The sequence below is a fragment of the Eggerthella sp. BIOML-A1 genome, assembly GCF_009875595.1.
Lineage (GTDB): Bacteria > Actinomycetota > Coriobacteriia > Coriobacteriales > Eggerthellaceae > Eggerthella > Eggerthella lenta.
The window spans coordinates 43,108-67,184 of record NZ_WWRZ01000002.1 but is presented as its reverse complement, the minus strand read 5'-3'; the positions used below and the strand labels follow the sequence as shown (position 1 = coordinate 67,184).

At 59.4% G+C, this 24,077-nt stretch carries 25 protein-coding genes; 10 read left to right on the top strand and 15 right to left on the bottom strand.

What is annotated here, in order from left to right; all coding sequences use genetic code 11:
• From GT590_RS02085 to GT590_RS02075, 3 genes are read right to left on the bottom strand one after another with little or no spacing between them, the layout of a single operon-like run.
• Positions 1-1,401, bottom strand: coding sequence for a hypothetical protein (locus GT590_RS02085; RefSeq protein WP_035585779.1), 1,401 nt, complete (start codon positions 1,399-1,401; stop codon positions 1-3).
• Positions 1,398-2,582 (bottom strand): beta 1-4 rhamnosyltransferase Cps2T, encoded by a 1,185-nt coding sequence (cps2T, locus tag GT590_RS02080; protein WP_035585778.1) that lies wholly within the window; start codon positions 2,580-2,582, stop codon positions 1,398-1,400. The genes GT590_RS02085 and cps2T overlap by 4 nt, the downstream gene beginning before the upstream one ends.
• Positions 2,583-2,876 carry a sugar transferase gene (locus tag GT590_RS02075; protein WP_205289521.1) on the bottom strand — a complete coding sequence of 98 codons (294 nt, stop codon included), beginning with the start codon at positions 2,874-2,876 and terminating at the stop codon, positions 2,583-2,585. It abuts the gene before it with no gap.
• Positions 2,877-3,248: 372 nt separating this feature from the next.
• Here GT590_RS02075 and GT590_RS02070 point away from each other — a divergent pair, with 372 nt between their 5' ends.
• The 3 genes from GT590_RS02070 to GT590_RS02060 all read left to right on the top strand — a co-directional run bounded on the left by GT590_RS02070 (position 3,249) and on the right by GT590_RS02060 (position 4,555).
• Entirely contained in the window at positions 3,249-3,656 is a 408-nt protein-coding gene (locus tag GT590_RS02070; RefSeq protein ID WP_161170867.1) for a type II toxin-antitoxin system RelB/DinJ family antitoxin, read from the top strand.
• Positions 3,657-3,667: 11 nt separating this feature from the next.
• Positions 3,668-4,060, top strand: coding sequence for a hypothetical protein (locus GT590_RS02065; protein WP_161170866.1), 393 nt, complete (start codon positions 3,668-3,670; stop codon positions 4,058-4,060).
• A gap of 102 nt (positions 4,061-4,162) precedes the next feature.
• Positions 4,163-4,555: a type II toxin-antitoxin system RelB/DinJ family antitoxin gene (locus GT590_RS02060; RefSeq protein ID WP_161170865.1), complete on the top strand. Its 393-nt coding sequence runs from the start codon at positions 4,163-4,165 to the stop codon at positions 4,553-4,555.
• A 131-nt stretch (positions 4,556-4,686) separates the two neighbouring features.
• On the opposite strand, the gene GT590_RS02055 is transcribed toward GT590_RS02060, so the two are convergent.
• Together GT590_RS02055 and GT590_RS02050 are read right to left on the bottom strand one after the other, a co-directional pair.
• The gene (locus tag GT590_RS02055) at positions 4,687-4,962 is read right to left on the bottom strand and encodes a type II toxin-antitoxin system YafQ family toxin (RefSeq protein ID WP_161170864.1); all 276 of its coding nucleotides are present in this window, start codon (positions 4,960-4,962) and stop codon (positions 4,687-4,689) included.
• 3 nt (positions 4,963-4,965) lie between these two features.
• Entirely contained in the window at positions 4,966-5,244 is a 279-nt protein-coding gene (locus tag GT590_RS02050; RefSeq protein WP_192925268.1) for a type II toxin-antitoxin system RelB/DinJ family antitoxin, read from the bottom strand.
• Between the two features lie 530 nt (positions 5,245-5,774).
• Between GT590_RS02050 and GT590_RS02045 the strand changes: the two genes are divergently transcribed.
• The 3 genes from GT590_RS02045 to GT590_RS02035 all read left to right on the top strand — a co-directional run bounded on the left by GT590_RS02045 (position 5,775) and on the right by GT590_RS02035 (position 7,728).
• On the top strand, positions 5,775-6,170 hold the full coding sequence (locus GT590_RS02045) for a type II toxin-antitoxin system RelB/DinJ family antitoxin (protein WP_161170863.1): 396 nt from the start codon (positions 5,775-5,777) through the stop codon (positions 6,168-6,170).
• 311 nt (positions 6,171-6,481) lie between these two features.
• Complete coding sequence (locus GT590_RS02040) at positions 6,482-6,985, top strand: Pycsar system effector family protein (protein ID WP_161170862.1); 504 nt, start codon at positions 6,482-6,484, stop codon at positions 6,983-6,985.
• A 2-nt stretch (positions 6,986-6,987) separates the two neighbouring features.
• On the top strand, positions 6,988-7,728 hold the full coding sequence (locus tag GT590_RS02035) for an adenylate cyclase (protein ID WP_161170861.1): 741 nt from the start codon (positions 6,988-6,990) through the stop codon (positions 7,726-7,728).
• A gap of 180 nt (positions 7,729-7,908) precedes the next feature.
• On the opposite strand, the gene GT590_RS02030 is transcribed toward GT590_RS02035, so the two are convergent.
• Positions 7,909-8,715, bottom strand: coding sequence for a sigma-70 family RNA polymerase sigma factor (locus tag GT590_RS02030; RefSeq protein WP_161170860.1), 807 nt, complete (start codon positions 8,713-8,715; stop codon positions 7,909-7,911).
• Positions 8,716-9,203: 488 nt separating this feature from the next.
• Here GT590_RS02030 and GT590_RS02025 point away from each other — a divergent pair, with 488 nt between their 5' ends.
• Entirely contained in the window at positions 9,204-10,844 is a 1,641-nt protein-coding gene (locus GT590_RS02025; RefSeq protein WP_161170859.1) for a hypothetical protein, read from the top strand.
• 342 nt (positions 10,845-11,186) lie between these two features.
• Here GT590_RS02025 and istA read toward each other — a convergent pair whose 3' ends face one another.
• The 3 genes from istA to GT590_RS02010 all read right to left on the bottom strand — a co-directional run bounded on the left by istA (position 11,187) and on the right by GT590_RS02010 (position 16,567).
• Positions 11,187-14,681, bottom strand: coding sequence for an IS21 family transposase (gene istA, locus GT590_RS02020; protein ID WP_161170858.1), 3,495 nt, complete (start codon positions 14,679-14,681; stop codon positions 11,187-11,189).
• A 32-nt stretch (positions 14,682-14,713) separates the two neighbouring features.
• On the bottom strand, positions 14,714-15,955 hold the full coding sequence (locus GT590_RS02015; protein WP_161170857.1) for a hypothetical protein: 1,242 nt from the start codon (positions 15,953-15,955) through the stop codon (positions 14,714-14,716).
• 72 nt (positions 15,956-16,027) lie between these two features.
• Positions 16,028-16,567, bottom strand: coding sequence for a recombinase family protein (locus GT590_RS02010; RefSeq protein WP_161170900.1), 540 nt, complete (start codon positions 16,565-16,567; stop codon positions 16,028-16,030).
• A gap of 116 nt (positions 16,568-16,683) precedes the next feature.
• Between GT590_RS02010 and GT590_RS02005 the strand changes: the two genes are divergently transcribed.
• The 3 genes from GT590_RS02005 to GT590_RS01995 all read left to right on the top strand — a co-directional run bounded on the left by GT590_RS02005 (position 16,684) and on the right by GT590_RS01995 (position 19,296).
• On the top strand, positions 16,684-17,727 hold the full coding sequence (locus tag GT590_RS02005) for an ArdC-like ssDNA-binding domain-containing protein (protein ID WP_161170856.1): 1,044 nt from the start codon (positions 16,684-16,686) through the stop codon (positions 17,725-17,727).
• A gap of 193 nt (positions 17,728-17,920) precedes the next feature.
• Entirely contained in the window at positions 17,921-18,448 is a 528-nt protein-coding gene (locus GT590_RS02000) for a type IV toxin-antitoxin system AbiEi family antitoxin domain-containing protein (protein ID WP_161170855.1), read from the top strand.
• Complete coding sequence (locus tag GT590_RS01995) at positions 18,445-19,296, top strand: nucleotidyl transferase AbiEii/AbiGii toxin family protein (protein ID WP_240129739.1); 852 nt, start codon at positions 18,445-18,447, stop codon at positions 19,294-19,296. The genes GT590_RS02000 and GT590_RS01995 overlap by 4 nt, the downstream gene beginning before the upstream one ends.
• 180 nt (positions 19,297-19,476) lie before the next feature.
• Here the strand turns inward: GT590_RS01995 and GT590_RS01990 are convergent, their stop codons facing one another.
• The 6 genes from GT590_RS01990 to GT590_RS01965 form a co-directional block, all read right to left on the bottom strand.
• On the bottom strand, positions 19,477-20,019 hold the full coding sequence (locus GT590_RS01990; protein ID WP_161170853.1) for a hypothetical protein: 543 nt from the start codon (positions 20,017-20,019) through the stop codon (positions 19,477-19,479).
• A gap of 2 nt (positions 20,020-20,021) precedes the next feature.
• Positions 20,022-21,230, bottom strand: a complete 1,209-nt coding sequence (locus GT590_RS01985) for a relaxase/mobilization nuclease domain-containing protein (RefSeq protein ID WP_161170852.1) — start codon at positions 21,228-21,230, stop codon at positions 20,022-20,024.
• A 2-nt stretch (positions 21,231-21,232) separates the two neighbouring features.
• A complete protein-coding gene (locus tag GT590_RS01980; protein ID WP_161170851.1) occupies positions 21,233-21,637 on the bottom strand; it encodes a hypothetical protein in 405 nt (134 codons plus the stop codon).
• Between the two features lie 219 nt (positions 21,638-21,856).
• Positions 21,857-22,807, bottom strand: coding sequence for a ParB/RepB/Spo0J family partition protein (locus GT590_RS01975; RefSeq protein ID WP_161170850.1), 951 nt, complete (start codon positions 22,805-22,807; stop codon positions 21,857-21,859).
• Complete coding sequence (locus GT590_RS01970) at positions 22,795-23,562, bottom strand: ParA family protein (protein WP_161170849.1); 768 nt, start codon at positions 23,560-23,562, stop codon at positions 22,795-22,797. The genes GT590_RS01975 and GT590_RS01970 overlap by 13 nt, the downstream gene beginning before the upstream one ends.
• A gap of 77 nt (positions 23,563-23,639) precedes the next feature.
• Positions 23,640-23,885, bottom strand: a complete 246-nt coding sequence (locus tag GT590_RS01965) for a DUF6870 family protein (RefSeq protein WP_161170848.1) — start codon at positions 23,883-23,885, stop codon at positions 23,640-23,642.
• Positions 23,886-24,077: the final 192 nt, after the last annotated feature.

The window sequence follows — 24,077 nt, the reverse complement described above, 5'->3', positions numbered from 1 at the left end:
CTAGTTCGCTTTCGCCTCAACGCGACAAGAGGGGGCGCCGGCTATCTTTTGGCGCGCTTTAGAATTGTCGCGAATTGACAAGACTCCCCCAGCAAGCACTAGTCCAAGAAACGTAGACGATATGCTTTCAAACATTACATGTCCTCCCAAGCAGCTAAAAACGAATAGGACACCGAAAGCGATTAGATAGAAACCGGCTTGGCTTCTTTTGGAACTTTGCACAATTTTCATCAACCACGTAAGAAGAAAGCCATACACGAAAAACGTCATGATGAAGCCATAAGACACGAACAAATCAGCCCAGTCAAACTCAATCGGTCGCACTATCGACGTACTCAGATACCCCGATATCTCGGAGAGAACATTATGGAAGCAATAATATCCGTTTCCGAATAGAAGTTGAAAAACACCCAGCGGATCTGCCATGTCGGAGGAGAGGAGCGTAATCGCATGGCCCAGCATCCACGTTCGTCCGCTGGTTAAATAGTCGATAAAGTTTCTATTTTCAAAAAGATAGGCCTGTCTTTCCGAAACGGAAGCAAGTAAAGCCTGCAAATAGTCAACCTGAAGAAAAAGGAAGTAGAATACTGCAGAAATCAGCAAACCCAATATGAAGTTTCTCGTTCGATTCCTTTTTGGTGCAATTAGATAAAAGAGAAAAAGAACCAAGACGAAAACAATACTTGACTTAGTGCCCAGCATAAAAAGAGAAACAGCATTAAGCAATGCTACCGGTGCCCATGCAGCCTTTCTCTCTGCAAAGCATTTCTCAAGGCAAAACGCATAAAGAAGGAGCATGGCAATATTTATGCTATTAAGGGAGAGGAATACGCTCTTAAATCCCTGTCCTCCCGAATAGCTTGAAACGCCTATGCCCAATATGGATGTACCCAAATATAGAATTGGAACATAAATCGCGGATACTTTAAAAACACTGTCGATAAACGAAACAGGAATATAGCCGCACTCGTTAAGCTTGGTAACAACTCTGAATATCGAGAAGAACAGCAATAACTTGACAATCACGCCAATCTCGTAAGTTAAGGAGCTGAGCCCTATTGTGCCGTCGGCCATAAACGATGCAAGCATGACGAAAACGCAATACAACAACGCCGCAAGAATTACGAAAAATCCCTTTTTGTCGATACGCAGTTCTACGTACAACAACAAAATGAAAAAGGCTACGCGAATCAGTTGCCCTAAGATATCTATACTCGTGAGCCCATTTAGAAAATCGATACCAACGGTTGCAATCAGTATGAAGAAGATGATCTTACTGCAAATAGCGAGATCTCTGTCTTTGCCACTTGCCTTTAGCACATGCGATCCAGTCCCGGTACTCGGGATACCGACGCCGGCCCTCGCGCAAATTCGATCTTCTGCTAAAGAATCAATTCTCAAACCGAGGTTCCTCCCAAAAAAAATATTTCATAGGAGGCGACGATCGAGCACCAAGAATAATTATCGTGAATGATCATCGAGGTTTTTTGATCGAATCGCCTTAGCTCGTCAATTGAAAGTCGCTCGGCTCTCTCGATCAGCCTCGCCAGCGACCCCTCCCCCTTCGTCCAGTACAGCGCGGCGCCCTGGGCCACCTCGCGGTTGAAGCCGACGTCGAGCAGCAGGTTCAACTGGGTTGAGGCGAGCGCCTCGAGCAGGCTCGGGTTCGTGCCGCCCACCTCGTGGCCGTGCAGGTAGGCGAAGGCGTTCTCGCGGATCTTCTTGAGCAGCTCCTGGTCGTAGACCGTGCCGACGAATTTGATGCGGGGATCGCCCCGGAATCCCGTGCGCCTCTGCAGCTCGTCGAGGAACCCCTCGTCGACTCCCGTGACGAGGATGAAGGCCCTCTTCGTGCCGGACGCCATGAACTCGCGAATCATCGTCTCGTAGTTGTTCTCGGGGACGAAGCGGCCCACGACGAGGTAGTAGCCGTTCGGCTCCAGGCCGTTCTTCTCGAGCCATCCCGCGAAGGCGGGGTCGTCGTCGGCGAGCTTGGAGGGGGCCGCGTCGGCGCCGTAGGCGATGTAGGTGGTCTCGGGCGAGAAGCGCGCGTACTCCTCCCGGACGTACTTCTCGATGGTCCTGCTGTCGCAGACGAGCAGGTCGGCGTGCTTCACCATGCCCGCCTCGGAGAGCTTCCAGTACCTGCGCACCGGCGCGCTCCACTTGGCGCGCATCCATTCGTGGCCGTCGGGGTTGACGAGGAGGGTCCCGCCCATCCTGCGTATCCTGCGGGCGAAGCGTCCGACGAAGGGGCCTATCCTGCAGGCGAGCACGTAGAAGACAGGCCGCTCGGCGCCGGTGCGCTCGGCGTGGCGGATCGCCCACCAAAGCGCGTCGAGGTCGTAGGCGATCGCCCGCGCGGCCCCTATCGGGCGCCAGCGGATGCAGAAGCAGTGGGCGCCGTTGTGCTCGTACTCGGGCTCATGCGGCATCTCGTCGACGGCGCAGGCAACGTGATACCTGATGCGGTCGGAGACGCGGTTCTCGGTGAGCTTCTCCACGAACGTCTCGAAGCCCCCGTAACGGGCCGGGATGCCCTTGCATCCGACGATGTATACGTGCTTGATCCCGTCGCCCATCTAGCACGCCCCCTTGCCGTCGAACATCGTGATTACCGTCTTCGCGATCACCCGCAGGTCGGTCGAAAACGAGCGCTCCTCTATGTAGGCGAGGTCCATGTCCACCATGTCGTCGAAGGTCGTGTCGCTCCTGCCCCTCACCTGCCAGTAGCCGGTGAGACCGGGCTTGACGGAGAGGCGGCGCATGGCGCGCTCGTCGTACTGGGCGACCTCGGAGGGCAGCGGCGGGCGCGGGCCCACGCAGGAGAGCTGGCCCATGAGGCAGTTCAGGAACTGGGGCAGCTCGTCTAGCACTTCACATTAGGAAGGTGTTACAGAGGTTGCAGCACAATGTAAACCCAACGAACACCCGATTTGAACTGGCTAAATAGGAACACATAAGGCACGCGGAGTCCTGTCCGAGGCACATGGAAAGTGTCTCAAAAGGGTGCGTGCGAGATGAGTCACTTCTTCACAACTCCTGCGTTCGCAGGAGATCCAAGGTGCAACGGAGCACCTCCCCTCCCCCATCGAAAACGAAATATCGCAGAGCGCCGAAGCGGACCAGATCCTCCGCTCCTTTTCGCATGCCCAGATTCTTCCCGACTATTTTTTAGGTTTCCTCGAAATTACCGCGTTCTCCCGACCGCATACATAGAGGGAATCCCCCACGAGATAGGAGCAATGATGCTGGACCCACGCAGCAGCCGCGCCTCCATCCATATCAGGATAGACGGCGGGATCAAGGAGCGAGCAGTGAAGGTGCTCACCGCGAACGGCATGACCATGTCGGGCGCCGTCACGGCGATGGCGAGAACCGGAATCGAGGAGATGAGGCTCCCCTTCGAGATCAGCAGGGAGCCCGAGATCGCAGGATGCGGGATGTCCGACGAGGAGGCGGCGGAGCTGGAAATCAAGAAGGACGGCACCGACGGCCGAAACGGCACCCCCGACAGGGCCATGATCAGGATGAGCCCCGAGGAGAAGCGGGACATGCGCAGGTGGTGCAAGGCCATGGCGATCACCCCGAACGCGGCGGTTCTCGCCTACATGGCGCAGGTCGCCTTCGAGCTTCGCGAACCCGTCGGGTTCTAGGAGGCTGCGAGATGAAAACCTCCACCTTCGACTTCACCATCGACAAGGGCGTCCGGGAAAGGGCGAACGCGGTCCTTGCGGCCAAGGGGATGACGATGGCAAGGGCACTGCGGGCGATGATGGCGATCGGCATGAGGGAGCGCCGCCTCCCATTCGGCATCTCCAGGGCGCACGCGCTGGCCGGCGTCGGCATGAGCCGCGAGGCGGCCAGGAAGCTCGGGGTCCCAAAGGACGGCACCGATGGGAGCACCGGGATCACCTGCGGCATGACGCTCAAGGTCGCGCCGGAGGAAAGGGAGCGGATCCTGGAATGGTGCGATTCGCTCTGCATCACCCCCAACGCCCTGGTGCGCGCCTACACGGCGCAGATCTCGTACGAGCTGCGAATCCCCCTCAACAACTGAACGGCAAGCCCGAATCGAGAAAGGGGAAAGGCGCTACTCGAAATGATTGAGCTTTCCCGACCCCATACATAGAGGAAGAGCCTTTGAGAGATAGGAGCAAAAATGAGCAGCAGAGAGACCCAACTCGCCTTGCAGATTGACACGGGAGTCAAGGAAATGGCGAAGGTGATCTTAAAGGCGAGCGGCCTGACAGTAAGAGACGCAGGCAACGACCTCCTCACCCGTGTCATCTCAAGCGACGATATTCCCTTTGTCGTGAGCAGGGATCCCGAACTCAGAGCGATCGGCATAACCGAGACGATGCGGCGCCATTTCGGACTCGACGGGAAGGAATGGCCGATTGCATCCGGCGAGACGAAGCCGATGTGCATCCACTTGGACAAAGGTCTGTTCGAAGCGGCCCAGAAGAAGCTCGACGACTACGGCGTCCCTCCCGCCACCCTCTTCCGCGCCTTCCTGAGCCAGTGCGCCTACGAAATGCGTCTCCCTTATTAGCACGCAGATACGCAACGACGATGAAATCCAACGTTGATGCCGGGAAAGCGAAAAACGCGGCGGCTTCCCGACCCAGTATGCAGACCAGGAAACCGCAGCATTGCAAAGGACGGATTGGAATGAAGATGCCCTCAGTCGAACAGTTCCGTATGGCTCCCCAATCTTGTTGCCGTCAGCGTCAGCCTGTCGCCCTCGATACGGTATATCAGAAGCCAATCGGGGGCGAGGTGGCATTCCCTATGCCCCTTGTAGTTGCCAACGAGCTCGTGATCGTGAAGCTGCTCGGGAAGCTCCTCTTCTCGTTGGAGGGTTTCGAGCACATTCTCGAGCACCCGCATGTTATGGCCCTGCTTCTTCGCCCGTTTATAGTCTTTTTTGAACTTAGCCGTGAACTCGAGCTTCAGCATGGGTTAGTCCTCGTCGAGGGCAGCGATCATGTCGGATACCGTATCGTACGGCCCGCTCACGCGGCCCGCCGCAGCGTCATCCATGGCGGCGAGGGTCTCGGCATTGAACCCGTAGGGGTTGGAGGGGTCGAAGGGAAAGCCGCCGCGCCTGTTGAACGCGGAGACGAACATGCGCAGGGCGTTGCTCGGGGAAGTGCCGATGCTCTCGCACGTTTCGAGGAACGCCCGCTTCTCCTCGGGACGCAGCTTCGTAGACACCGGTTCCATCGTCTGAGTGGCCATTTTTCCTCCTTGGTTTACTTGGTATTTCAGAGTTTACCATATTTTATGATTCCCTGCGTGCCTATGTCCTATACGAAACCTCAATTTCCGTTGAGGTAACCTCAACGGAAATTGAGAAAACTCAGCAAGCACTTCAGTGTCGTGACGTTCATTACACTTGTATGAGTAAAGTATGAAAAGTTTTATCGACGCTGAACTGCGAAAATAGGAGCAGATCAGGCACTCGGAGTCCTAGCTGAGACACATTGAAAGCGTCTCAAAAGGATGGTGCCGCAATGAGACACTTCTTCATAGCGCAAATTCTTGCCTATAGTCAAAGAAGCATCCCTTCCATACACAAGTGCCTCTCCCACGGCAACGCGATTCTCGATTCAAGCGTTTCCTCACCTGGAGCCTTAGTTGTCGGTAAACGCTATCCGATTCGCCCAAGTCCATTTTCAATTCCCCACTTTCTCGAAACCACCCACTCTCAATGAACCATATAGGTAAGAGAGAACCTCCGATGAATCGATAGCAAAGGAGTGATGAAAATGGCACGATACGAAACCGTTCTCGGCGTCGAAGTCGACGAGGAGATCAAAAAGCGAGCCCATGCAGTAATGAAGGCTAACGGGATGACAATAGGCGGGGCGGTACGCCGCATGGTGAACCTCGGCATTATGGAGCACCGTATCCCCTTCGAAGTAACAAGGGGCCCGGCGTTTAAGGATGTCGGCATGAGCGACCAAGTGGCAGAGTTCTACGGCATCTCTAAGGGAGATTTCCATTTCAGCGGCATCCGAGTGGGAGTCAACATCCGCATGGACACGGCGTTTAAAGCAGAGATGCGGGCATTTTGCAGAACGATGTGCACCAACCCCAACAACCTAGTCAGCATGTTTCTGGGGCAGGTCGCGTTCGAACTGCGCATGCCCTTCGTCGATTAAGCCGACATATCAATAGCTAACGAGAAAACCGTGGACGGAATTTCCGACGAACCCCTACGAGAATCAAGCGTCTGTCCGTATCAAAACGGGACAGTGAACCCTAGCTAGCTTTGGGCAGCCAACGACAGGGAATACAAACCCAGGAGATACAAAAACCGTGCGCAAGCGATGATAGTCGCACCTCATTTCGCACTTACGCCGAACGCAAGAATGAGGTTTTCCACAACCTGCTAAACTCTAAATTAAGATTTCTTTTCTTTCAGCCACGACGAAATTGCACCCCTCCCGACAGAGGCAAAGGATTTTCGAGAATGAACAAAGATGAGCAAGATTACAAGTGGATCCTGGAGCGGACCACCGAAGCGGTCAGAAACATAGACAGCAAAAATGGAATTGTCACGGCAATCCTAGCGGTAATCGCCGCCATTCTCTTCTCAAACGAAGCCTTCATAGACTGCGCTTACTCCGCGTTCGTTGACAAGAAAACCGTAAGCATAGTCGCAATAGGAATCGCTGCAACTTCAACGGTGGTGGTTGTATTTTCATTGTTCGCTTCAATCTTCCCTCGAACGAAATGCGAGGATGAATCGCTAATCTATGCAGGAGGCATTGCGGCCTGCAAAAACATTGACAAGTTCAAAGAGCGACTTTCAGATAACCACTACAGTCTAGAAGACGATCTCGTTTCCCAAATATACGTGAATGCAAAGATCTACAAAACAAAAGCCAAATGGAACAGAATAGCAACAGGAGCTCTTTATGTGCTCATTACCTCGATCGTCGTCTTCTCGATTCTCGCTACGATGGGAGTATAGCCATGAATTACGACTACAAAGCCGGCAAGAAAAGAGTGGAAGAAATTTTAGACAGCAGCCTAGAAGTAATCGAGTCGCCAAAGCTGCCGGCTGGCGACGAATTCACCTTCACCAACGCCTACGAGTCATGGGTTATGGCTGTATTCGTTGACCTCAGAGATTCAACAACCCTTATGTCCGGATCCGACCAAGCGTACGTAGCAAAAGTAGTGAGATCATTTACCTCTGAAATCATCGAGATTCTCAGAGGCGACAACAGGGAGCGCGAGCTAGGCATCCGAGGAGATTGCGTTTACGCGATATATACCACCCCACTGCAAACCGACACATATGACGTTTTCGAAAAGGCGGTTTGGATAAATACTTACCTCAAGATGCTCAACGCCATATTGAAGAACAAAGGATTCGACACCATCAAGGCGGGCATAGGCGTCGCGCTAGGAAAAGACCATGTGATAAAAGCGGGACGAAAAGGCGTTGGCATAAACGCAACGGTATGGATGGGCAATGCGGTCTCAAAAGCGGCAAAACTCTCAGGATACGGCCAAAAAGAAGTGCCCAGCTCGATAGTCCTCTCTAATCTTGTATACGACAACATAATTGATCAATACAAGAAGAACATCCACAATGAAAATCCAGAAGATTGGTTCAAAACATCTCGTAATCTTCCACCTAGATCTAAGTACTGCAACATCATAAAAATCGATATGAACGAATGGATCAAAGAAGGCATGCCCGACTAGCTTACTCCAATAGCTACCAACCCTAACCTGCCCAAACACCCGAGCCGGGAACAAGGAACAAACCGCAAGAATGAAAAAATTCGTGCCAGCGCCCTCAAAAATAGGCACTGGCACGAATCAATAGGGATAAGGCTCGACTAACCGATAAGGCAATGTCCTAAACCTTCGGAGGGTCTATATCTAGTACCCGAACTCCTTCAAACGCTCGCGCATCAGCGGCAAAAGCTTGGACATCAAATAAGTCATGGAGCTACACGCCTTGTTCAAATCCCTCGCGATGTCTTTATAATCCCTGTCTTCAAAAAAGTGTTCACGGAACACGTACGCCTGATCCTCAGGCACGCCCGACAGAATGCTCTCAATGGCATCAACGAGTTCCACGAATGCGAAGCCCGCATCAACAGAGGCGTCAATCGGCAGTTTCACCCCATCCTTAACGGCTTTTTTGTAGGGAGACCGTTCGACCCCAATATCGGCAACGATAGTCCCGAGGTCGGATTCTCCGTCGCAGATCACACGCTTTTCGGAATTGCGCTTTTCGTTGAGGCGTTCGCCGAGAAACAACTCCCACCAAGCTAACCGCCAGTAAAAGGAGCCCTTTCCGGATTCGTCAGCAGGAACAACTCCCCCCACGAATTCACCGTCCGCATCAGCGATTGATTCCGATTGCGCCTTCCGAAGGATATCGCGCTTCACTTCACTCAAAGCACCAGTCACTTCAACCGGAAGAAGAGAAGACAACCCACGAAACCCGCGATCGGCGAACTCGACAACAATGGGGTAATCGAGAATGTCGAGAGGGACAAGAGTACGATATCCACCCATGCAGTGAAGCGCATATGTCTCATGGATATAGGTCACGCTGCCGTCCGGATAATCGACAATCTCGCGGATCGGCTCTGCCGCCCTCTGGGAGCGAGCCTTTGCAGAATTATTGGCACCTTTGAGCGAATCGCTATAGGAGTAGCGTCCATCCTTTGCCGTCATGAAAATCACCTGAGCTTTCGAAATTGCCCAGGCGGATCGGCTCCGTAAGGATTGACGAGGGTAGGCGAGCGCAGCCAAGTAACCCGAAATCCGCCTGATAGGAATGAATGCAACGGCGGAATCGCCGACGGGGCCTCCAACAAGAAGGCTGCACACGCCTACCAGCCAGGTCTCGAGCTCTCGAGCGCTTAAGCCTAGCCTTATGTGAATCTGACTACTATGGGCCCATGAGCCCCCCTCACCGAATCGCCTACGCTGAGTCCCCGACAAGGAAGGGAGTCATCTCAGCAGCATATTTCTCCATTGTTAGAATCGAAGAGGTAGCATCTAGCTTGGAATCGACGGAACACCTCGATCCCAAACCATCCAATTCCCTAATCGATTGATTAAATCTTAGCTGCGGCAATTCATCGACGCAGTTCCATAGCCGTACCCAAGGGGGACAAAACCCAGTACCAAATCGGTTCCAAACGACAAGGAGGATTCTTATGGACAAGGAGACGAAGGAGCTAAACGACACCGCCAGAGTCTTAAACGACCTCCTGAAGGCATGCTTTGGAACAACTATGATCGAGCCGGGAAAATGGCAGGTCGTGAGCACGGCTCTCCCCTCCAGAAGGTTTTTTCGAAACTTCATCTTGTCGGGAAGCCCAGCATTTTGCGACAGCACCATCGAGGTGCTGAAGGTGCTGCTTAACGCTGCGTTTCGGATCGGAGAAGACTCTTCTTCGTACGACGGGGATCGTGTCGCCCGATCGCTGGCGGAGCATTTGAAGGACAAGGGCTGGGGTGATTTTGGGAAACTCGGCGAGAAATCCGGAACCCCAGATCTCGACAAGGAGAACAGGAAAATCCTCATTGAGCTGGTCTCCGAAATAGCCGTCCAGCTTTTCGGCAAAACCGACGTCTCGGAAGAGGACAGGAACAGAATCCGGAATAGACTTTGCTCCCTAGAACGAACCATGTCTGAGAAGGTCCAGAAGAAAACAGCTCCCGCCATCGACCTTAGACAGGCGGAAACCATCTCCGCTTCCGTTGACCTCCTGATGAAAGGCCTGGATCTCCCCGACGAAAAAGGCTTCTTGAAACCAGAGGACGAGCAGAACGCATGGAAGGCCCTATCCAACACCTACTGCGGCGGGATAAAAATCGACACCATCATCCAATCAGGGCTCGACCTAGGGCTGTTCGACCGCTACGGGGCGCAAATCGAGGTGATGATGCGGCATTTCGCATCAAAGTTCAATCTCAAACGCGGCAAGGTGGAGAAGAGCAACAACGATTTGGGACGCTTGACCAGAGCCCTTGAAAGCAATCGGTCCAAGATTGACGGCACATGCATTTTGAGAATGTCCGCGCTGGCGGAGATAAGGAAGCTGACAAACAACGCCGTGCCATCGGCCGAGCACGTGAGTCGTTTCGAATTCGCCCTGGGATCCCTGAAGGACCTCCGCTATTGCTCGGACGGTTACAAGGCATACGAAACGGCATCGGCCATAGGGGCGGAAGTCACCAACGCCTTGGCTAAGGGGCCGGCAAGCAACGGCCCCGCGATTGCTGGCCTCGAGAAACTGACGGTCGAGCACAGCGAGATGATCGAGCAGTTTCCTGAGCAATTGGGCAACCAACAAGTCGTCGCCATCTCCCTCCGATGGTTTATGGAACTGTCCAAACTCGCCGGCAAACCCGCCTCGGATAGAAACACACGGGTGCTTTTCGGAATCGCCGTCGATGGGCTGCAGGAAGCTCGCATAAGGAAGAATTCCCTCTTCCATATTCAGTGCGTCATGGTCATCTCGATTTGCGCCATGTGCGAGGGGCACGAAGACTTGTTCTTCTCGCTAGGTTTCATCGTCGCCAAGCTGAAAAACGCCTTCGGCATAAAGGAAACGCAGGAGGGGGTATGGCAGCTTATCTCCATCATGAATTACATGAAGAGGGGATCATCCAAAAAGCTGCTAGCCGACCCCAATCAGCAGATGAATCGCATGAAGGATAGGCGTTCGCCCCTCATCGGCTGGACCATGAGCCTTGACAGCATGTACCGCAACCAGGTAGAAGACCGCAAGCAGGTATATAAGGTCGATATCGAAAACGAGATCCTGAAACTCGAAGCCTTTCCTTCTTAGCCCACGGCAAAAGTTCGCCCGTACGTAAAAAATGGATCGAATCGGAATTTCTTTCGAAACGGACACCCTTCTTTCGACCTCATTAGTGAAGCCGCGAGGATACGCGGAAGAACCCGGCGGGAAACCCGCCACGACAAAGGAGGTCATCATGGAACCTGAGCGCGACGAACTTGGACGTGTCTGTGGGAGCGATGGAGGGGTCATCCCCGAGGACTATCGCATCGAAGAGCGCGACGACGATGGCGACGAGGACGACGATTAGCTTAGACTCGAACTAAGACTGGCGTCCATCTGGGGAAGGGGCGGCGATGCCGTCCCTTCCCCTTTTTTGCGTCAAAGAACCTACTTCAACTTGACGGGGCGCTCTATCTTCATCCGCCTCGAGCATATCGGGCAATATCCCGGCTTCGCCCTCGCTTTCTTCCTTATCGAAAGCATGAAATGATGCCCGCAAGGAGCTATCCACCATGCCTTTTTCGAACTGCTGGGAAGAATCTCTCGTGGATCCATCCTCCGGTTCTGAATCTTGTTCCATTCCTTCATGAGCTCGGGGTACGTCGTCGCAAGGTCGTTGAATCCAGGCAGCGCTTTCCTGCCCTTGCAGTACGGACAGCCCGGATCGCGTTCTCCCGCCCGCCTGAAGATCTCCATGGCAAACGAATGCCCCTCGCCGCACCTCCACCAGACCTTCTTGTGCGAACGCGCGGTCACGTCCCTTGCCTTGAGGCTGCCGTTCCTTTCTTCATCCCACTGCTTCGCCAGCTTCCTGTGCGTGGTCTGCAGGTCGTTCACCCCGGAAACGCACTTCTTATTGCTGCAGACGGGGCATCCGCTGCTGTTGCGATGGCGGTTGTTCACGCTATCCGCCCACTCGTGGCCATGCTCGCAAATCCACCAAATTCTGAGCCTGCTGCTGCCCGGCATAACATCGTCGGGACCGAGGTCGCCGTTCTTCGTCGGGTGCCACTGCGCCGCCAAGGCCGGATCCGCGGTCTGCAGGTCGTTGAATCCTTTGAGCAGGCGCTTGCCCGAGCAGTAAGGGCACCTCCCCTCCGAGGCCACCGCGCTCGAAACCTTCATCTTCCACGAATGCCCGCACCCCTCGCTTCTCCACCAAGCAGCCTCCCCCGAGTTGAAGCGGACGGTATCCGGGGTCGCTCCCCCGTTGAGGTCTGCATCCCACAGGGCGGCGACATCCGGCCTCACGGTCGCCAAGTCGTTGAACCCCTTGAGTAGCTTCCTGTTGCCGCAGTAGGGACACGGCTCGCCCTTGATCGCGGATACCCGATCGATCCTCGCCTTCCACACGTGGCCGCACTTCCCCCTCCACCAGAACGGTTTCTTCGCCTTGGTGAAGCACTTGTCGAGGGTCATCCTCCCGTTGAGATCTCCGGCCCACAGCTCGGAGAGCCTCTCCTTGTCCGAGGCCCGGTTCCTCCCCGCAACCAGATAGCCCGATCTTTCTCTGTTGCAAGACGGGCAGGTCCTCGAATGCGAATTGGTCTTGCGCAGGCCTTCCTGCCACTCGTAGCCGCAGACGGGGCATTGCCGCCAGAACCTGCGATGGTCGCGATCGCTCACATCTGCGGGAGTGAGATCGCCGTTCTTCGTCAGATGCCACAGCTTCAACGTCGCGGGAGCCAGGGATGCCGCACTGCTGTACCCCGGAAGGATGCGCGCCCTGCTGCAATACACGCACCCGTTGTCGTCGTACACCCTGTCGCGCACCGAAGCGCGCCACTCGTGCCCGCACGAGCCCTTCCACCAGACCTTCTCCTGGCTGCTGTACGGCACGTCGCGGGGAAGCAGTCCACCGTTGCGGTCGCCGTCCCATTCTTTGAGGAGGTCCTCGTGATTGAAGGCGAGGCACCAATCCTGCAGGCTCATGCCCCGCAGGCCCGTTCCGGTGATGAACCGCGCCCATTTCACGGTGGACTTCCCTTTGCCCAACCTCTGCATAGAACTCATCTCACAGGAGGAATCGATCGCCTTGGCCTCTCTGCAGACGGCTTCGAACGGCTCTATCCTGTCAGCCATACCATGGCGCACCATCCACGACCTCGGGGTTTCTCTCCAGATACGCGTCAGAGGGCCATCCCACAGATAGACCGCATGCGGCGCCAGGATGCTCATATCCTCCGGCCTCAGCCCCCTGTTCTTCGCCGGGTGCCAATGCGCCGCAAGCTCAGGGCACACGGTCGCCACGTCGTTGAAGCCCTTCAATGCCTTCCTGCCCGAGCAATACGGGCACAGCCGTCCCACCGCGCTTCCCACGCGCTTTGCAATCGGAGCGCACCACTCGTGTCCGCATTTGCCCAGCCACCAGACGCGCTGCCGGTAGTCGGAGAAGACCTCAGAAGGCGACAGCGGGTTCTTGTCCGGATGCCACTCCTCCGCGATCTCGGGGAACAACGTCGCCAGGTCGTTCTTGCCCGCAACGAGCTCGACCCCGCAGCAGGCGAGGCAATCGTCGAAGCCGCGCTGGGTGCGTCTCGCCACGGCCTCCTCCCATTCGAAACCGCAGTCGGGGCATTTCCACCACACCTTCTTGTGCGACTTGCAAACGATGTCCCCAGGGGTAAGATCGCCGTTCTTCTGGAAATCCCACTGGTCGAGCAGCAGGGTCCTGCCGTTGCCCGTGCACCAATCGGCAAGCGGTCGGAACCTGTCGGGGCAAACGCCGGGCAACCCGTCGAAGGTCTCCGATCCGTCCTCGCGTCGGGGGTACTCGGCAAGGAGCTGTCTGCCGTCTCCGGTGAAGATCGAGATGTCGTGCACTCCGATCCTCACCCTCGCCTTCGAGCCCGCATGCCCCTCGGGAACGCCGTAGTAGTTCCCGCGGACGGCGACGACGTCGTCTTTCGCCACGCGGCAGCTCCGCCAGCTGCACGGCGAATACGGCTCTTCCGGCAGCCGCTGAAGGCAGGGCAGCTCGTCCACGACGAACAGCTCGTGCCTACTCATGCCGCCCAAGGCAGGGCTCGGCTTGGAGTTGTACAGCGCGAGCAGTTCGGATACCGCCCGGTTGAGCTGGTTGATGGAGCTGAAGCTCAGCCCTTCGAGCGTCTTCATCGCCCTGTTTGCCATGATCCTGACATGGCCCTCCACCGCGCCCTTGTCGGTTGGCGTCGCCACCCTCGTCGGCTCGACCATGATCCCGTAGTGGTCCGCCAGGTCCTGGTACTTGCGGTTGACGACCTTCCCGCCGCCTTTTTTGAAGTAGACGGCCTGCGCCAGGTTGTCCGGCGCGAGCCAGATGGGAACCCCGCCGAAGAACTCGAACATGCTGCAATGATGCTCGAGCCAGGTCTGCATGCCCATGTCCAGCGATGCGCGGATGAAGGTGTACCCGCTGTACGGCATGGTGGCGACGAACAGGAACGCGGGCGCCGTTCTCCCATCCGCGCCGACGATGTCCAGCGTCCTCCCCGCCCAATCCACTTGCACTTCCTCGCCGGCCGCCCAGTTGATCCTCATGGAGACGCCTTCGCCCGAAGGCCCAAGCCAATTGAGCAGGGCGCGCTTGAACGTTGCCTTCACGTAGGGTTTCGTGGAGGCGAGCTCCGCCTCGGCGACGTAGGCGTCGTAGGCGGCATCGAGGTCCTCCTCTTTCAGGTGGCCGCCGAGGATCTCGCGTATCACCGGGAAATTCGGCTGGTGCCTGCGCCAAGGATTGAGCGGATCGACCAACTGCTCCAGCTCGTCGTCGCTGAGCTCTGCGGGCACGGGCCATCCTATGCCGAGCCTTCGTGCGGAGCCGATCACTTCGCTGACCTTCTTCACGCCGCACCCGCACAGGCTTGCGACCTTCCTCTCGGACAGCCCGACGGACCTCATCTCGATTATTTCCCTGTAAGGCAAACGGGGCATCAGGCTCTCACCGCCATCTCCTGGCGTACCGCTTCGACGGAGAAGGGGTCGCCGGACCCTATGGCCTTCCTGCACGCCTCGTCGAGCGTTGTATGCGAGGACTCTTTCGATAAATCGATGAGCTCCTTGCATCTCTTGAAGCCACGCCCCTCGGATCGGCACTGGCGCAGCGCGACCTTCATCGCTTTGACGACCCAAGGTCCCAGTTCGGACGCCAACGCAAGGAACCTTCTCTCCACCCTCTTGGCGAACCACCTATGGCCGGGAGGCCTGTGGGTTTCATCGGTTACCGTCCTCGCGGTCGTTCCTTTCCCCGGCATGACGTGTCGGGCTACGAGCTCTCCCATGTGGTACGCCTCGATCGCTCCATCAGCGACGCGGACCCTCACCTCCTCGAAGGCGTAGCGGAACGGCACGGAATAGCGAACGCCTCCGTAGAGGAAATGATGGTCCCGTTGAACCGTGCGCCTCGCCCATCGGTCGAACCCGTACTCCCCTTCGGGAAGCAGGAGGAGCAGCTCGGCCTCGGTCTCTTCGAAAAGGGTGCGGCGCGACGGCTCGCCGCCGAACGACGTGGAGTTGTAGAGGTCCGCTCTGTCGACGATCAGGGCGTTGGCTTCGTCCTCCGACAGGAAGGCCACGTGGGCGAAGTCGGCGCGCACATGGGAGGCGACGAATGAGGAGCCCTTCTCATCGAGGAGCCCTCCCCTCCTGACCGCCGTCTTCATCGATTTTGGTCGGGCTCCGTAGAGGACGGTCCTGAAATGCGCGGCAAAGGCCTCGAGCGTGGCCGCCCCGTCGCGCGACAGATTGGGATAGGGGCAGCAGGTGACGTAGGGAACGCCGCCGAAGTATTCGTACGCCGCGGCGCAGCAGCGCATCCAGTCACGGTAGCTACGGCCCTTCGAGGCAAGGCAGAACGTCATATCGCTTGATGAAAGCTGGGCGACGAACAGGTCGAGCCGCCCCTCCCTCTCCCCGATGGTGGACCAGTAGGTGGTCGCCCTCTCAGCGGGGTACCACTCCCCCGTTTGCTCCGCCCTCACCTGCTTGCGCCATGCGAGAAGCTCACGGCAGAAGGAGTTGAACGAATACGCGCGGAACCCCTCCCTCTTGCAGGCCTGCTCGTACTCCGCGTAAAGGTATCGTCTCCAATAATGCCTCTGGGAATCCATCTTCCTGCTGAAATACTCGAAGTTCGGCAGCGCGCAACGCCTCCCCGTCCCATAGGGCGAGAACACGAGCTGGACCCCGTTTGTGGAATCGGCGCTATGCGGGAGCGGGCCTTCGGGAGCCTTGGCGCCCCCTGCTCTCTATGTATCGCCGGCGCCGGCCTTGCCCAAATGACGGTAGAGGGTCGCTTTGCTGACACCCGTCGCCTTGACGATCTCCCGGACGGTGAACTCGCCGCTTTTCTTCATGCTCATCGCCTCTTCGAGTGCGGACGAGTCCGCCGCCGGCCTCCCCACGCTCCCTCCTTTGGCGCGCGCCTTTCCCATGCCGTTCCGTATGGTTCGGGATCGGGCGCGGGAAGCCACCTTCGACAACGCGCCCATATGGGAGAAGAACGGGTCGCCGGGAGCTGCCTCTATCCCTTCGTCGAGCGCCATGAAAGTCGCCCCCGCGCACTCGATCCTAGCCAGCGCGTCGAGGACTCCGCACACATCGGGCGCGAGCAGCGACAGGCTGGGGACGACGACGGTATCCGCATCGGAAGCGCCTGCGACGACCTCATCGAAGAATACCCGGGAGCCCGCATCCGCCGACACGGCGTCGCAGCCATGCTCCTCGAGAGCCCTCACGGCGGCATCCCTTTCGGCATCGTCGCTGCTCCTGGCATATCCGTAGATCATCGCATGCCCCCTTTCGCGTTCCAATTATTTTACGACGCGAGGAACGAGCTATCGAAACGACGCCCTCTTTCTCGACCACGTAGTCAGGAAGGCAGGCAAGAGAGAGGCGGATGACGATGGCGAAGAGCAGCTGGAAAAGCGCAGATGCCGCAGCGAAGCGAGAAGAGGAGCTGCAGCAGACCCTCCAGAGATTGGAAGAGGGCGTCGAGGAGATCTTCACCTCGGGGAAGTACATGGAATACCTCACCGTGATGTCCCACTTCCACAACTACAGCTTCAACAACTGTATGCTCATCGCATGGCAGAGGCCGGACGCCACCCTGGTTGCGGGATACCGCGCTTGGCAGGACAAGTTCGGAAGGCACGTCAAAAAGGGAGAGCGAGGCATCCGGATCCTCAGCCCCATCGTCGTGAAGGGCAAGCTGCCCGAAGACGAACAGCATGACACCGGCGATCCGGATGCCGAGAAAGCCGAAGCGAAGCGCCTCGTGGGTTTCCGTCTCGCCACCGTGTTCGACGTGAGCCAGACCGAAGGCAGGGATCTTCCGTCCATGGGCGTCGATGAGCTGCAGGGCGATGTCGGGGAATTCGAAACCGTGATGGACGCGATCGGGAAGATCAGCAAATACCCGATCTCTTTCGAGGAGATCAGCGGCGGCGCGAAGGGCTTTTTCTCCCACGCCGACCCCAAGAGGATCGTGATCCAGGAAGGGATGCCTCAGGCGCAGACACTCAAAACCGCCGTCCACGAGCTCGCCCACAGCGTCATGCACGACTTCGAGCCCGAAGACAAGAGCCGCCCGCTGCCCGACCGGAACACTCGCGAGGTCCAAGCGGAGAGCGTCGCCTTCGTCGTCTCCAACTGGCTCGGGCTCGACACGAGCGACTACAGCTTCGGCTACATCGCCTCATGGAGCAGCGGCAAGGAGATCTCCGAGTTGCGCGCGTCGCTCGACGATGTTCGCCTGGCATCGCACGGCATCATCGACGGCATCGAGGAGCAGATACTTGGGACACGAAAGCCGGGAGAACGGGAACGCGGAGAGATGGAGAGGACGCCAGGGCGCGATGCGAGGCGCCTAACCGAGCGCGCCGGAGCAGCCCGCACCGCATCCGCCGAGAACCGAACCGCCGAGAGAGCCGTCGATGCAAGCCGGTAGAACGCGCAAACTAAGAGACATCGTCCGATTTGTCAGTTCACCGTAGCCGCTTCGTCTATCTTCTCGAAAAGAGCGTACAGCTAATCAGAAACGAGGTAAGGACTTTCCTGAACCCGCAGGATAGCCTCCTATCTGGGAATTGCCCTTCTGTACGATACTGTCAAAAGGCATACAGAAGTGTTAGTATTTTGGCATGGCTCATTTCGACGACATATACGAGATCGCGGCCGACGGGCACGGCATCGTGACCGCTTCGCAGGCGCGGGAGTCGGGCGTGACGACCGGGGAGATGACTCGCTGGTGCAACGACGGCAGGCTCATCCGCAAAGGGCACGGCGTCTACAAGCTCGCGCGCTGGGTGCCGACCCCCTACGACCCGTTCGCCGAGGCCGTCGCCCTTGCGGGCGACGGGGCGTACCTGTGGGGCGACGCCGTGCTCTCCATGCACGGCCTGGCGCTGGTGGACCCCGCCGCCGTGACCGTCGCCACGCCGAGGCGCGTTCGCAGGAGGCTGCCCGCATGGGTTCGTCTGACTCCGGCGCCGAAAGGCTGTTCCCCCACGCTCTACGAGGGGATCCCCTCCCAGAGCGTGGCGGACGCCCTGCGCGCATGCAACGGCTCCGTCATGCCCGAACGCCTGCTCGAAGCGGCGGACGAGGCGAGGGACAGGGGCCTCGTCACCGAAAAGGAATACAGGGCCCTGAAGGAGGAGCTGGCTTGACCGAACCGAAGACAAAGGCGCCCAACAGCAGGCGCAACCTCGACATCGCCATAGACAGGCTCTGCGCCCGCATGGGCGACGACCCCAACCGAATCAAGCGACTCATCGCCTCGGTCATCGTCGGGCAGATGCTCCCCGACGGAGCGGCCAAGGGCGGCAACGCGCTCAAGATCCGCTTCGGCAAGGACGAGACGCGGTTCTCCCGCGACTTCGACACCGCACGAGCCTCCTCGCTGGAGGATTACATCGGAAGGCTCGAGGAGTCGCTCGCCGCGGGGTGGGCGGGCTTCACCGGCGTAGTGGTGCCCAAGAAGCCCCACGCGCCCGAAAGCGTCCCTCCCGCCTACGTCATGCGCCCCTACGAGCTGAAGCTGTCCTACAACGGCAAGTCGTGGATGACCCTGCCTCTCGAAGTCGGGCACAACGAGATCGGCGATGCCGACGATCCCGACCTGGTCGAGTCCTCCGAGGCGGCAGCGGTCCTGGAGGAGCTTGGCTTCCCCGAACCGGGCCCCGTGCCCTGCATGAAGCTCGAGCACCAGATCGCCCAGAAGCTGCACGCCGTGAGCGGTGCGGGCAGCGAACGCGCCCACGACCTCATCGACCTGCAGATCATCGTCAACAACGGCGACGTCGACTACGGGCTGGCATGCAGGACATGCGAGAGGCTTTTCGCCTACAGAAAAGAACAGGCGTGGCCGCCGACCATAGCCAAGGGCGAGGGCTGGGATGCCCTCTACGCTGCGCAAGCGGAAGGGCTCGACGTGCTGGAGACGGCAGGCGAGGCGGTGGCGTGGGCAAACGCCCTCGTAACGAGAATCTCGTCCGCAGCACAGGACGACGCATAGGATCAACTCGCAATCATTCCCAAAGGTAATCGCAAGTGACTTGCAGCCGCCTGCGTGCCAGGATTCATCTCCGAGGTTTTTCGTTTCCTATCGAAGCGTGACTTGGCAAGCCTCACATGAACCAGCGGAACACGGCCTTGAAGAGCCATCGGAAGAATCCGAACACGCATCTGAACATGGCTATACCTCCTCGTCTTCCTCGGGTTGGGCGCTCTCCGCCTTCCTCGCCTCCACGAACGCCTCCACCGGATACCCGAACAGCGCGCAGATCGCCTCGGGGTCGCCGCGAAGGTCGGGGCGGGCCGCTTCGAGATAGTCGTAGATGCTGCAGGCCTTGTAGTTGTCCCCCGCGTTGGGGGAGTCCGAATACCAGAGCCGCTGCGCCCGCTCGAAGCGGACCCCGTCGACGAAACGCCCCGCCTGCCTCCAGGTGACGACCCGGTCGTCGACGATGACGCTCTCGATGCCGTCGAGCTCGCAGGGTTCCGCCAAGCAGACCCGATATCCCCTGCATCGGTCCGCGAACGGAACGTCGGCGTCGTCGGCTTCCGCCGCGATGTCGTGATGATGGATGTCGAGGCAGATTCCCTCGCGATCCGCCATGTCGAAACGCATGACGAGCTCTGCCGTTATGCAGGCTCTCCCGAACGGCTGGCCGGCGACCAGATTCGCGGTGTCGAAGACGCCGATCCTCCCGTCGCCGTAAACGATCTCCACCCTCATCTTCACCTTCCCCTTTCGTCCCTGTTCCTACCGCCTTGCGATGGGGGATGCTGTCGCGGCGCGCCTCCGCGAGGACCCCTCTTCGTCATCGCATGCTCGTCGTCCGGGGCCACCCTCCTGCGCTTCCTGGCGGAATGTTGCGGCAGGATGCCCTTCTCCTCGGCGTAGTCTCGGTATTCCGCGAGACGCTCCATCGACTCGTAGTCCCCGCCGGCCTCCATAGCCGCGATGCGCGCTTCGCAGTCGGCGATGCTCCTGATCCCCTCCCGCGAAAACGCGTCGAGCGCGTCGGCGAGGGCGTTCAGGTCCTGCAGACTTCCTACTTTCACGGCGTTTCGGGCGATCTCCCTCACCACGTCCGCCTTACGGGGCGCCGAGCGCAGCGCAAGCTCCTGCCGCACGGCGCGCTGGCCGAAGGAGGTTCCCAGGTTCTCGCCCCTGATCCGCCTGGCCCCCTCGCCGGAAAGCCCGTATACCCAGTCGGCGGCTCCGTTGCGGACGGCGGCATCGGACACCTCGATCCCGATCTCGTCGAGGATGCCGAGAAAGTCCGCTTCGTCCCGGGCGGCTCGCCTGGCGATGAGGACCCTGTTCCTGATGTCGGCGACCCACGAGTACCCGCCCTTCTCGAGGAGCTCTTTCTCCGCCCTGCGGAAATGCACGCTCTCCCCCGGGCGCCCCCTCCTCGAGGGGAACCTCGACGGGGAACCCGCCTGCCGATCTTCGGAGAAGAAGCTGAGGCCCCGTTCCTCGGCAAGCCGCTGGATCGATCGCATGAGCTCCTTCGGGGCCGGGTCCTGAAGACGGGAGCCGGTGTCGAGGTTGGTGTTGTTCACCACCACATGGGCGTGCATGACCCCGTTCTCGTTGTCGTCGTGGTAGACGATGGCGACCTGGAAGCCGGGGAAGTTCTCGCCCACCCAGGCCTGCGTCAGTTCGCGCAGGGATTCCAGCGAGATCTCGTCGGTGGGATCCGGGCTCACAATGTAGTGCTTGTAGGTGCGGGCGGGCCTGCCCTTCCAAGGGGTGTGGTTTCCGAACGCGATGCGCGTGAAGTCCATCTCGTCGGCCCACCCCCGGAACCCGCAGGGGTGCTCGGGGGACCAATCGAGGTTCACCAGGTCAACCGCGAGCGCGCGGCCGCCCTTGGTGAGGTAGCGCTCGATCCCTGCGCATCCCGTATGCCCGCTGATCGGTTTGACGATGGGCATCGCTAATCCCGCCTCACGGTGATGGATTCGGCGATCTCGCACAGGGCGTACTCGAGGTCGCGCCTCCCGCCCTCGACCTCCTCGAGCAGCATGCCCACATGCCCCAGCCTCGCGTCGAGCTCGGCGGGGTTCGACGGCCTCCCCTTCCTCATGTACAAGGCGATGGTGTTGAGGGCGTGGACCGCCTGGTTGTAATGGCGGCCCCAGCGGATCAGCTCGGTCGCCAGCTTCCCCATCGTCTTGCCGTCCACGGCGTAGACGGTCGTCTGCGACCTCGCCTCCGCCGGGATGCGCAGAAGCGATCGGAGGTACTCGGATTGGGACATGCCGGAGCGTGAGACCGCCTCGCCGAGCACGTCCCTGTCGTAGTCGTTCAGCCTGCAGCTGATCATGTTCTGGTAGGGCATGGGCTCGTTCCTTTCTGGGGCGCGGGGCCACCCCCGCATCGGCCTTCAGGAGCGGCACGCGGCGCTGCCGGGATGGCGCTTCTGAAGGCGCACTGCCTATGGCGCGGGCCATGGGCAGTGCGCGCTGCTGTCGTGGCGCAGGGCTCCGGAGGGCCCTGTGATACGCAACAGGCTGCTTGCTAAAACTGCCCCGGAACGGGGTTCCAGGGCAGCCGGCCGCTACATCGACGACCGGACGGCGGCCAGCTCGCGCTCGGCCTCGGCCACCGACTCCGGGCTTACCGCGGCGCCCGCGGCCATCGCCGAACGGGCCTGCCGGAGGAGCTCGGCGGCCTGCGAGACGAGCGCGGAAGGGTTACTGCGCAAATTTTGCGCAGTTGCATCTGACCTGCGCTTATCGCGCTTTTTCGAGGCGTTTTTCGAAGCCCGCTCCGCTTCCTTGATGAGCTCGGACACCGGCTTGCCCGAGGGGGCGGAGGCGGCGAGCTCCGCCTGTTCGGCGCGGCCCATCCTCGCCAGCCTCTGTATATCGGAGTCGCTCAGCTCGCCGCCCTCGGCCCTCTGCCTCCATTGGGGCTCGAGCTTCGTCTCGACCGCGCGGGCGATCCGCTCGTGGTGCTCGATGGTCCTCGGGGCGATGTCGCGCCCGGTCTGGGCCTTGATGATCGCGGCCTTGATGTCGGCGCCGCGAACCCCCTTGAGGCCGGGGTCCGCCTCCCGCATCCGCTTCACCTCGATGCCCAGCGCCTGGGTGGCGCGAGCCCTCTCCATGACGGTGAGCTCGCGCGTGAAGTAGTTTGCGGTGTGCAGGAGGGTCCGCGACTCCTCGTCGCTGATCCCTTCGATGATCCTGCAGGGGATCTTCGAGAAGGCGTCGTCCTCTGCCGCCAGCAAGGCGAACGCCGCCTTGCGGCGGTGCCCGCTTATCATCTGGAACGAGCCGTCCTCCATCCTGCGCACGAGCGGGATGTCGGTGAGGCCGTCCCTCCTGATGGAGTCCGCGAGGGAGCGGATCGCGTCCCCGTCCATGCTGTAGGCCCCGTTGTCCGGATGGTCGGCGATGGACGCCACGTCCAGCTCGACGATCGGGTACTTCTCCCGCGCCCGGGCGTTCTCGTCGAGCACGCCCGCGAGACTGAACCGCCTCGCTATGTCGTCTACTCGTCCCACAGTCCCATCTCCTTTCCAAGCGCCGCGTAGTCCTGCGCCGCGCGGTTGCCGGGCATGAACGAGACGATGGGCTTCCACTCCCAGCTCCCCTCCATGACCTTCGCGGAATGGTGGATGACCGTGTCGTACTGGCGGTCGGGGAAGAACCGGTCGAGGACCGCCGCCCCCGTGGATTCGGCGATGGTCGCCCGCCCGGGAACGCAGGTCCGCAGGATCCTCCAATCGGGCACCGGCATGCGCAGCTTCGTCGCCACGCCCTGCACCGCGGCGACCGCGGAGGCAGTGCCCCGCATGACCGTCGAGTCGAGCTTCACCGGGATCACCACGGTCCCGCGTCCGCTCGTCGCGATGTAGGCGCACATCGCGAGCTGCTTGGCGCTCGGCGCGCAGTCGAGGATGGCGACGTCGAAGTCGCCTTCGGCGTCGTCGAGGGCGAACCTCAATCGCTGCTCACGCAGCATGAGCTCGTTCTGGTCGATGAGGTCGAGCGTCGTCGGGACGCATCTCAGATGCTCGACCCGGGTCCCGTGGGCCGCCTCCGAGATCGGCATCTCCTCGTAGAGGAGGGACACCGAGTTGCGTCGCGATTCATCCGCGGCGTCGTAGAGCCCGAAATAGTCGCTCGCCGACGCCTGGGGGTCCAAGTCGACGAGGAGGGTCTCCAACCCGTGCGATGCGCACAGCACCGCGAGGTTAACGGCGGTGGTCGTTTTGCCGACCCCTCCCTTGAAGTTGCTGGCGGTGATTACCTTCATGCTGTCTTCCTTCCTTTCCGGACGGGGCGATGAGGCCCCTTGCCTATAAGGTCGTGATACGGTTCCGATTTCGACTTTCACGCGGCGCTCCCCGCGGAAGCGCCAGCCGCCTCCGGCAGCGGGAGGGGCGCGTCGTCGATCCCGAGGATCCGGGCGACGGCTCCTTCGATGGGTATCTGGCCGGCGAAGCTCAGCCTCACCTCCACCCCATGAGTCGTGAAGTGGTACGGGTCGCCGATCTGATCGGCGAACGAGCGGACCCTCTCCTCCACAGGAAGGCTCGCATCCACCGTCACGTCTTCGAGATCCCTCAGCTCTTCCACCTGATCCTCCAATCGGTCGCGTTCGGGCCCGCCGGATGCAGGCCCCGCCCTGCATCCCTTGGATGCCGCCCGGCGCGCGGTCGCCTGGACGGAGGCTCCTGCACGAAGCGGGGGCGCCATCCCCATCCAATGCGCGAAGCGGATTTGTGGCGATGTCGTGCGGGAGCCGGAGCAGAGGCGTTCGCGCGCCAC

Excerpts from the sequence above, each read along its gene's own strand:
- cps2T (WP_035585778.1), bottom strand. The coding sequence starts at position 2,582 with ATGGGCGACGGGATCAAGCACGTATACATCGTCGGATGCAAGGGCATC.
- GT590_RS02070 (WP_161170867.1), top strand. The coding sequence starts at position 3,249 with ATGCTGGACCCACGCAGCAGCCGCGCCTCCATCCATATCAGGATAGAC.
- GT590_RS02065 (WP_161170866.1), top strand. The coding sequence starts at position 3,668 with ATGAAAACCTCCACCTTCGACTTCACCATCGACAAGGGCGTCCGGGAA.
- GT590_RS02060 (WP_161170865.1), top strand. The coding sequence starts at position 4,163 with ATGAGCAGCAGAGAGACCCAACTCGCCTTGCAGATTGACACGGGAGTC.
- GT590_RS02055 (WP_161170864.1), bottom strand. The coding sequence starts at position 4,962 with ATGCTGAAGCTCGAGTTCACGGCTAAGTTCAAAAAAGACTATAAACGG.
- GT590_RS02050 (WP_192925268.1), bottom strand. The coding sequence starts at position 5,244 with ATGGCCACTCAGACGATGGAACCGGTGTCTACGAAGCTGCGTCCCGAG.
- GT590_RS02045 (WP_161170863.1), top strand. The coding sequence starts at position 5,775 with ATGGCACGATACGAAACCGTTCTCGGCGTCGAAGTCGACGAGGAGATC.
- GT590_RS02040 (WP_161170862.1), top strand. The coding sequence starts at position 6,482 with ATGAACAAAGATGAGCAAGATTACAAGTGGATCCTGGAGCGGACCACC.
- GT590_RS02035 (WP_161170861.1), top strand. The coding sequence starts at position 6,988 with ATGAATTACGACTACAAAGCCGGCAAGAAAAGAGTGGAAGAAATTTTA.
- GT590_RS02030 (WP_161170860.1), bottom strand. The coding sequence starts at position 8,715 with ATGACGGCAAAGGATGGACGCTACTCCTATAGCGATTCGCTCAAAGGT.
- GT590_RS02025 (WP_161170859.1), top strand. The coding sequence starts at position 9,204 with ATGGACAAGGAGACGAAGGAGCTAAACGACACCGCCAGAGTCTTAAAC.
- istA (WP_161170858.1), bottom strand. The coding sequence starts at position 14,681 with ATGAGGTCCGTCGGGCTGTCCGAGAGGAAGGTCGCAAGCCTGTGCGGG.
- GT590_RS02010 (WP_161170900.1), bottom strand. The coding sequence starts at position 16,567 with ATGATCTACGGATATGCCAGGAGCAGCGACGATGCCGAAAGGGATGCC.
- GT590_RS02005 (WP_161170856.1), top strand. The coding sequence starts at position 16,684 with ATGGCGAAGAGCAGCTGGAAAAGCGCAGATGCCGCAGCGAAGCGAGAA.
- GT590_RS02000 (WP_161170855.1), top strand. The coding sequence starts at position 17,921 with ATGGCTCATTTCGACGACATATACGAGATCGCGGCCGACGGGCACGGC.
- GT590_RS01990 (WP_161170853.1), bottom strand. The coding sequence starts at position 20,019 with ATGAGGGTGGAGATCGTTTACGGCGACGGGAGGATCGGCGTCTTCGAC.
- GT590_RS01985 (WP_161170852.1), bottom strand. The coding sequence starts at position 21,230 with ATGCCCATCGTCAAACCGATCAGCGGGCATACGGGATGCGCAGGGATC.
- GT590_RS01980 (WP_161170851.1), bottom strand. The coding sequence starts at position 21,637 with ATGCCCTACCAGAACATGATCAGCTGCAGGCTGAACGACTACGACAGG.
- GT590_RS01970 (WP_161170849.1), bottom strand. The coding sequence starts at position 23,562 with ATGAAGGTAATCACCGCCAGCAACTTCAAGGGAGGGGTCGGCAAAACG.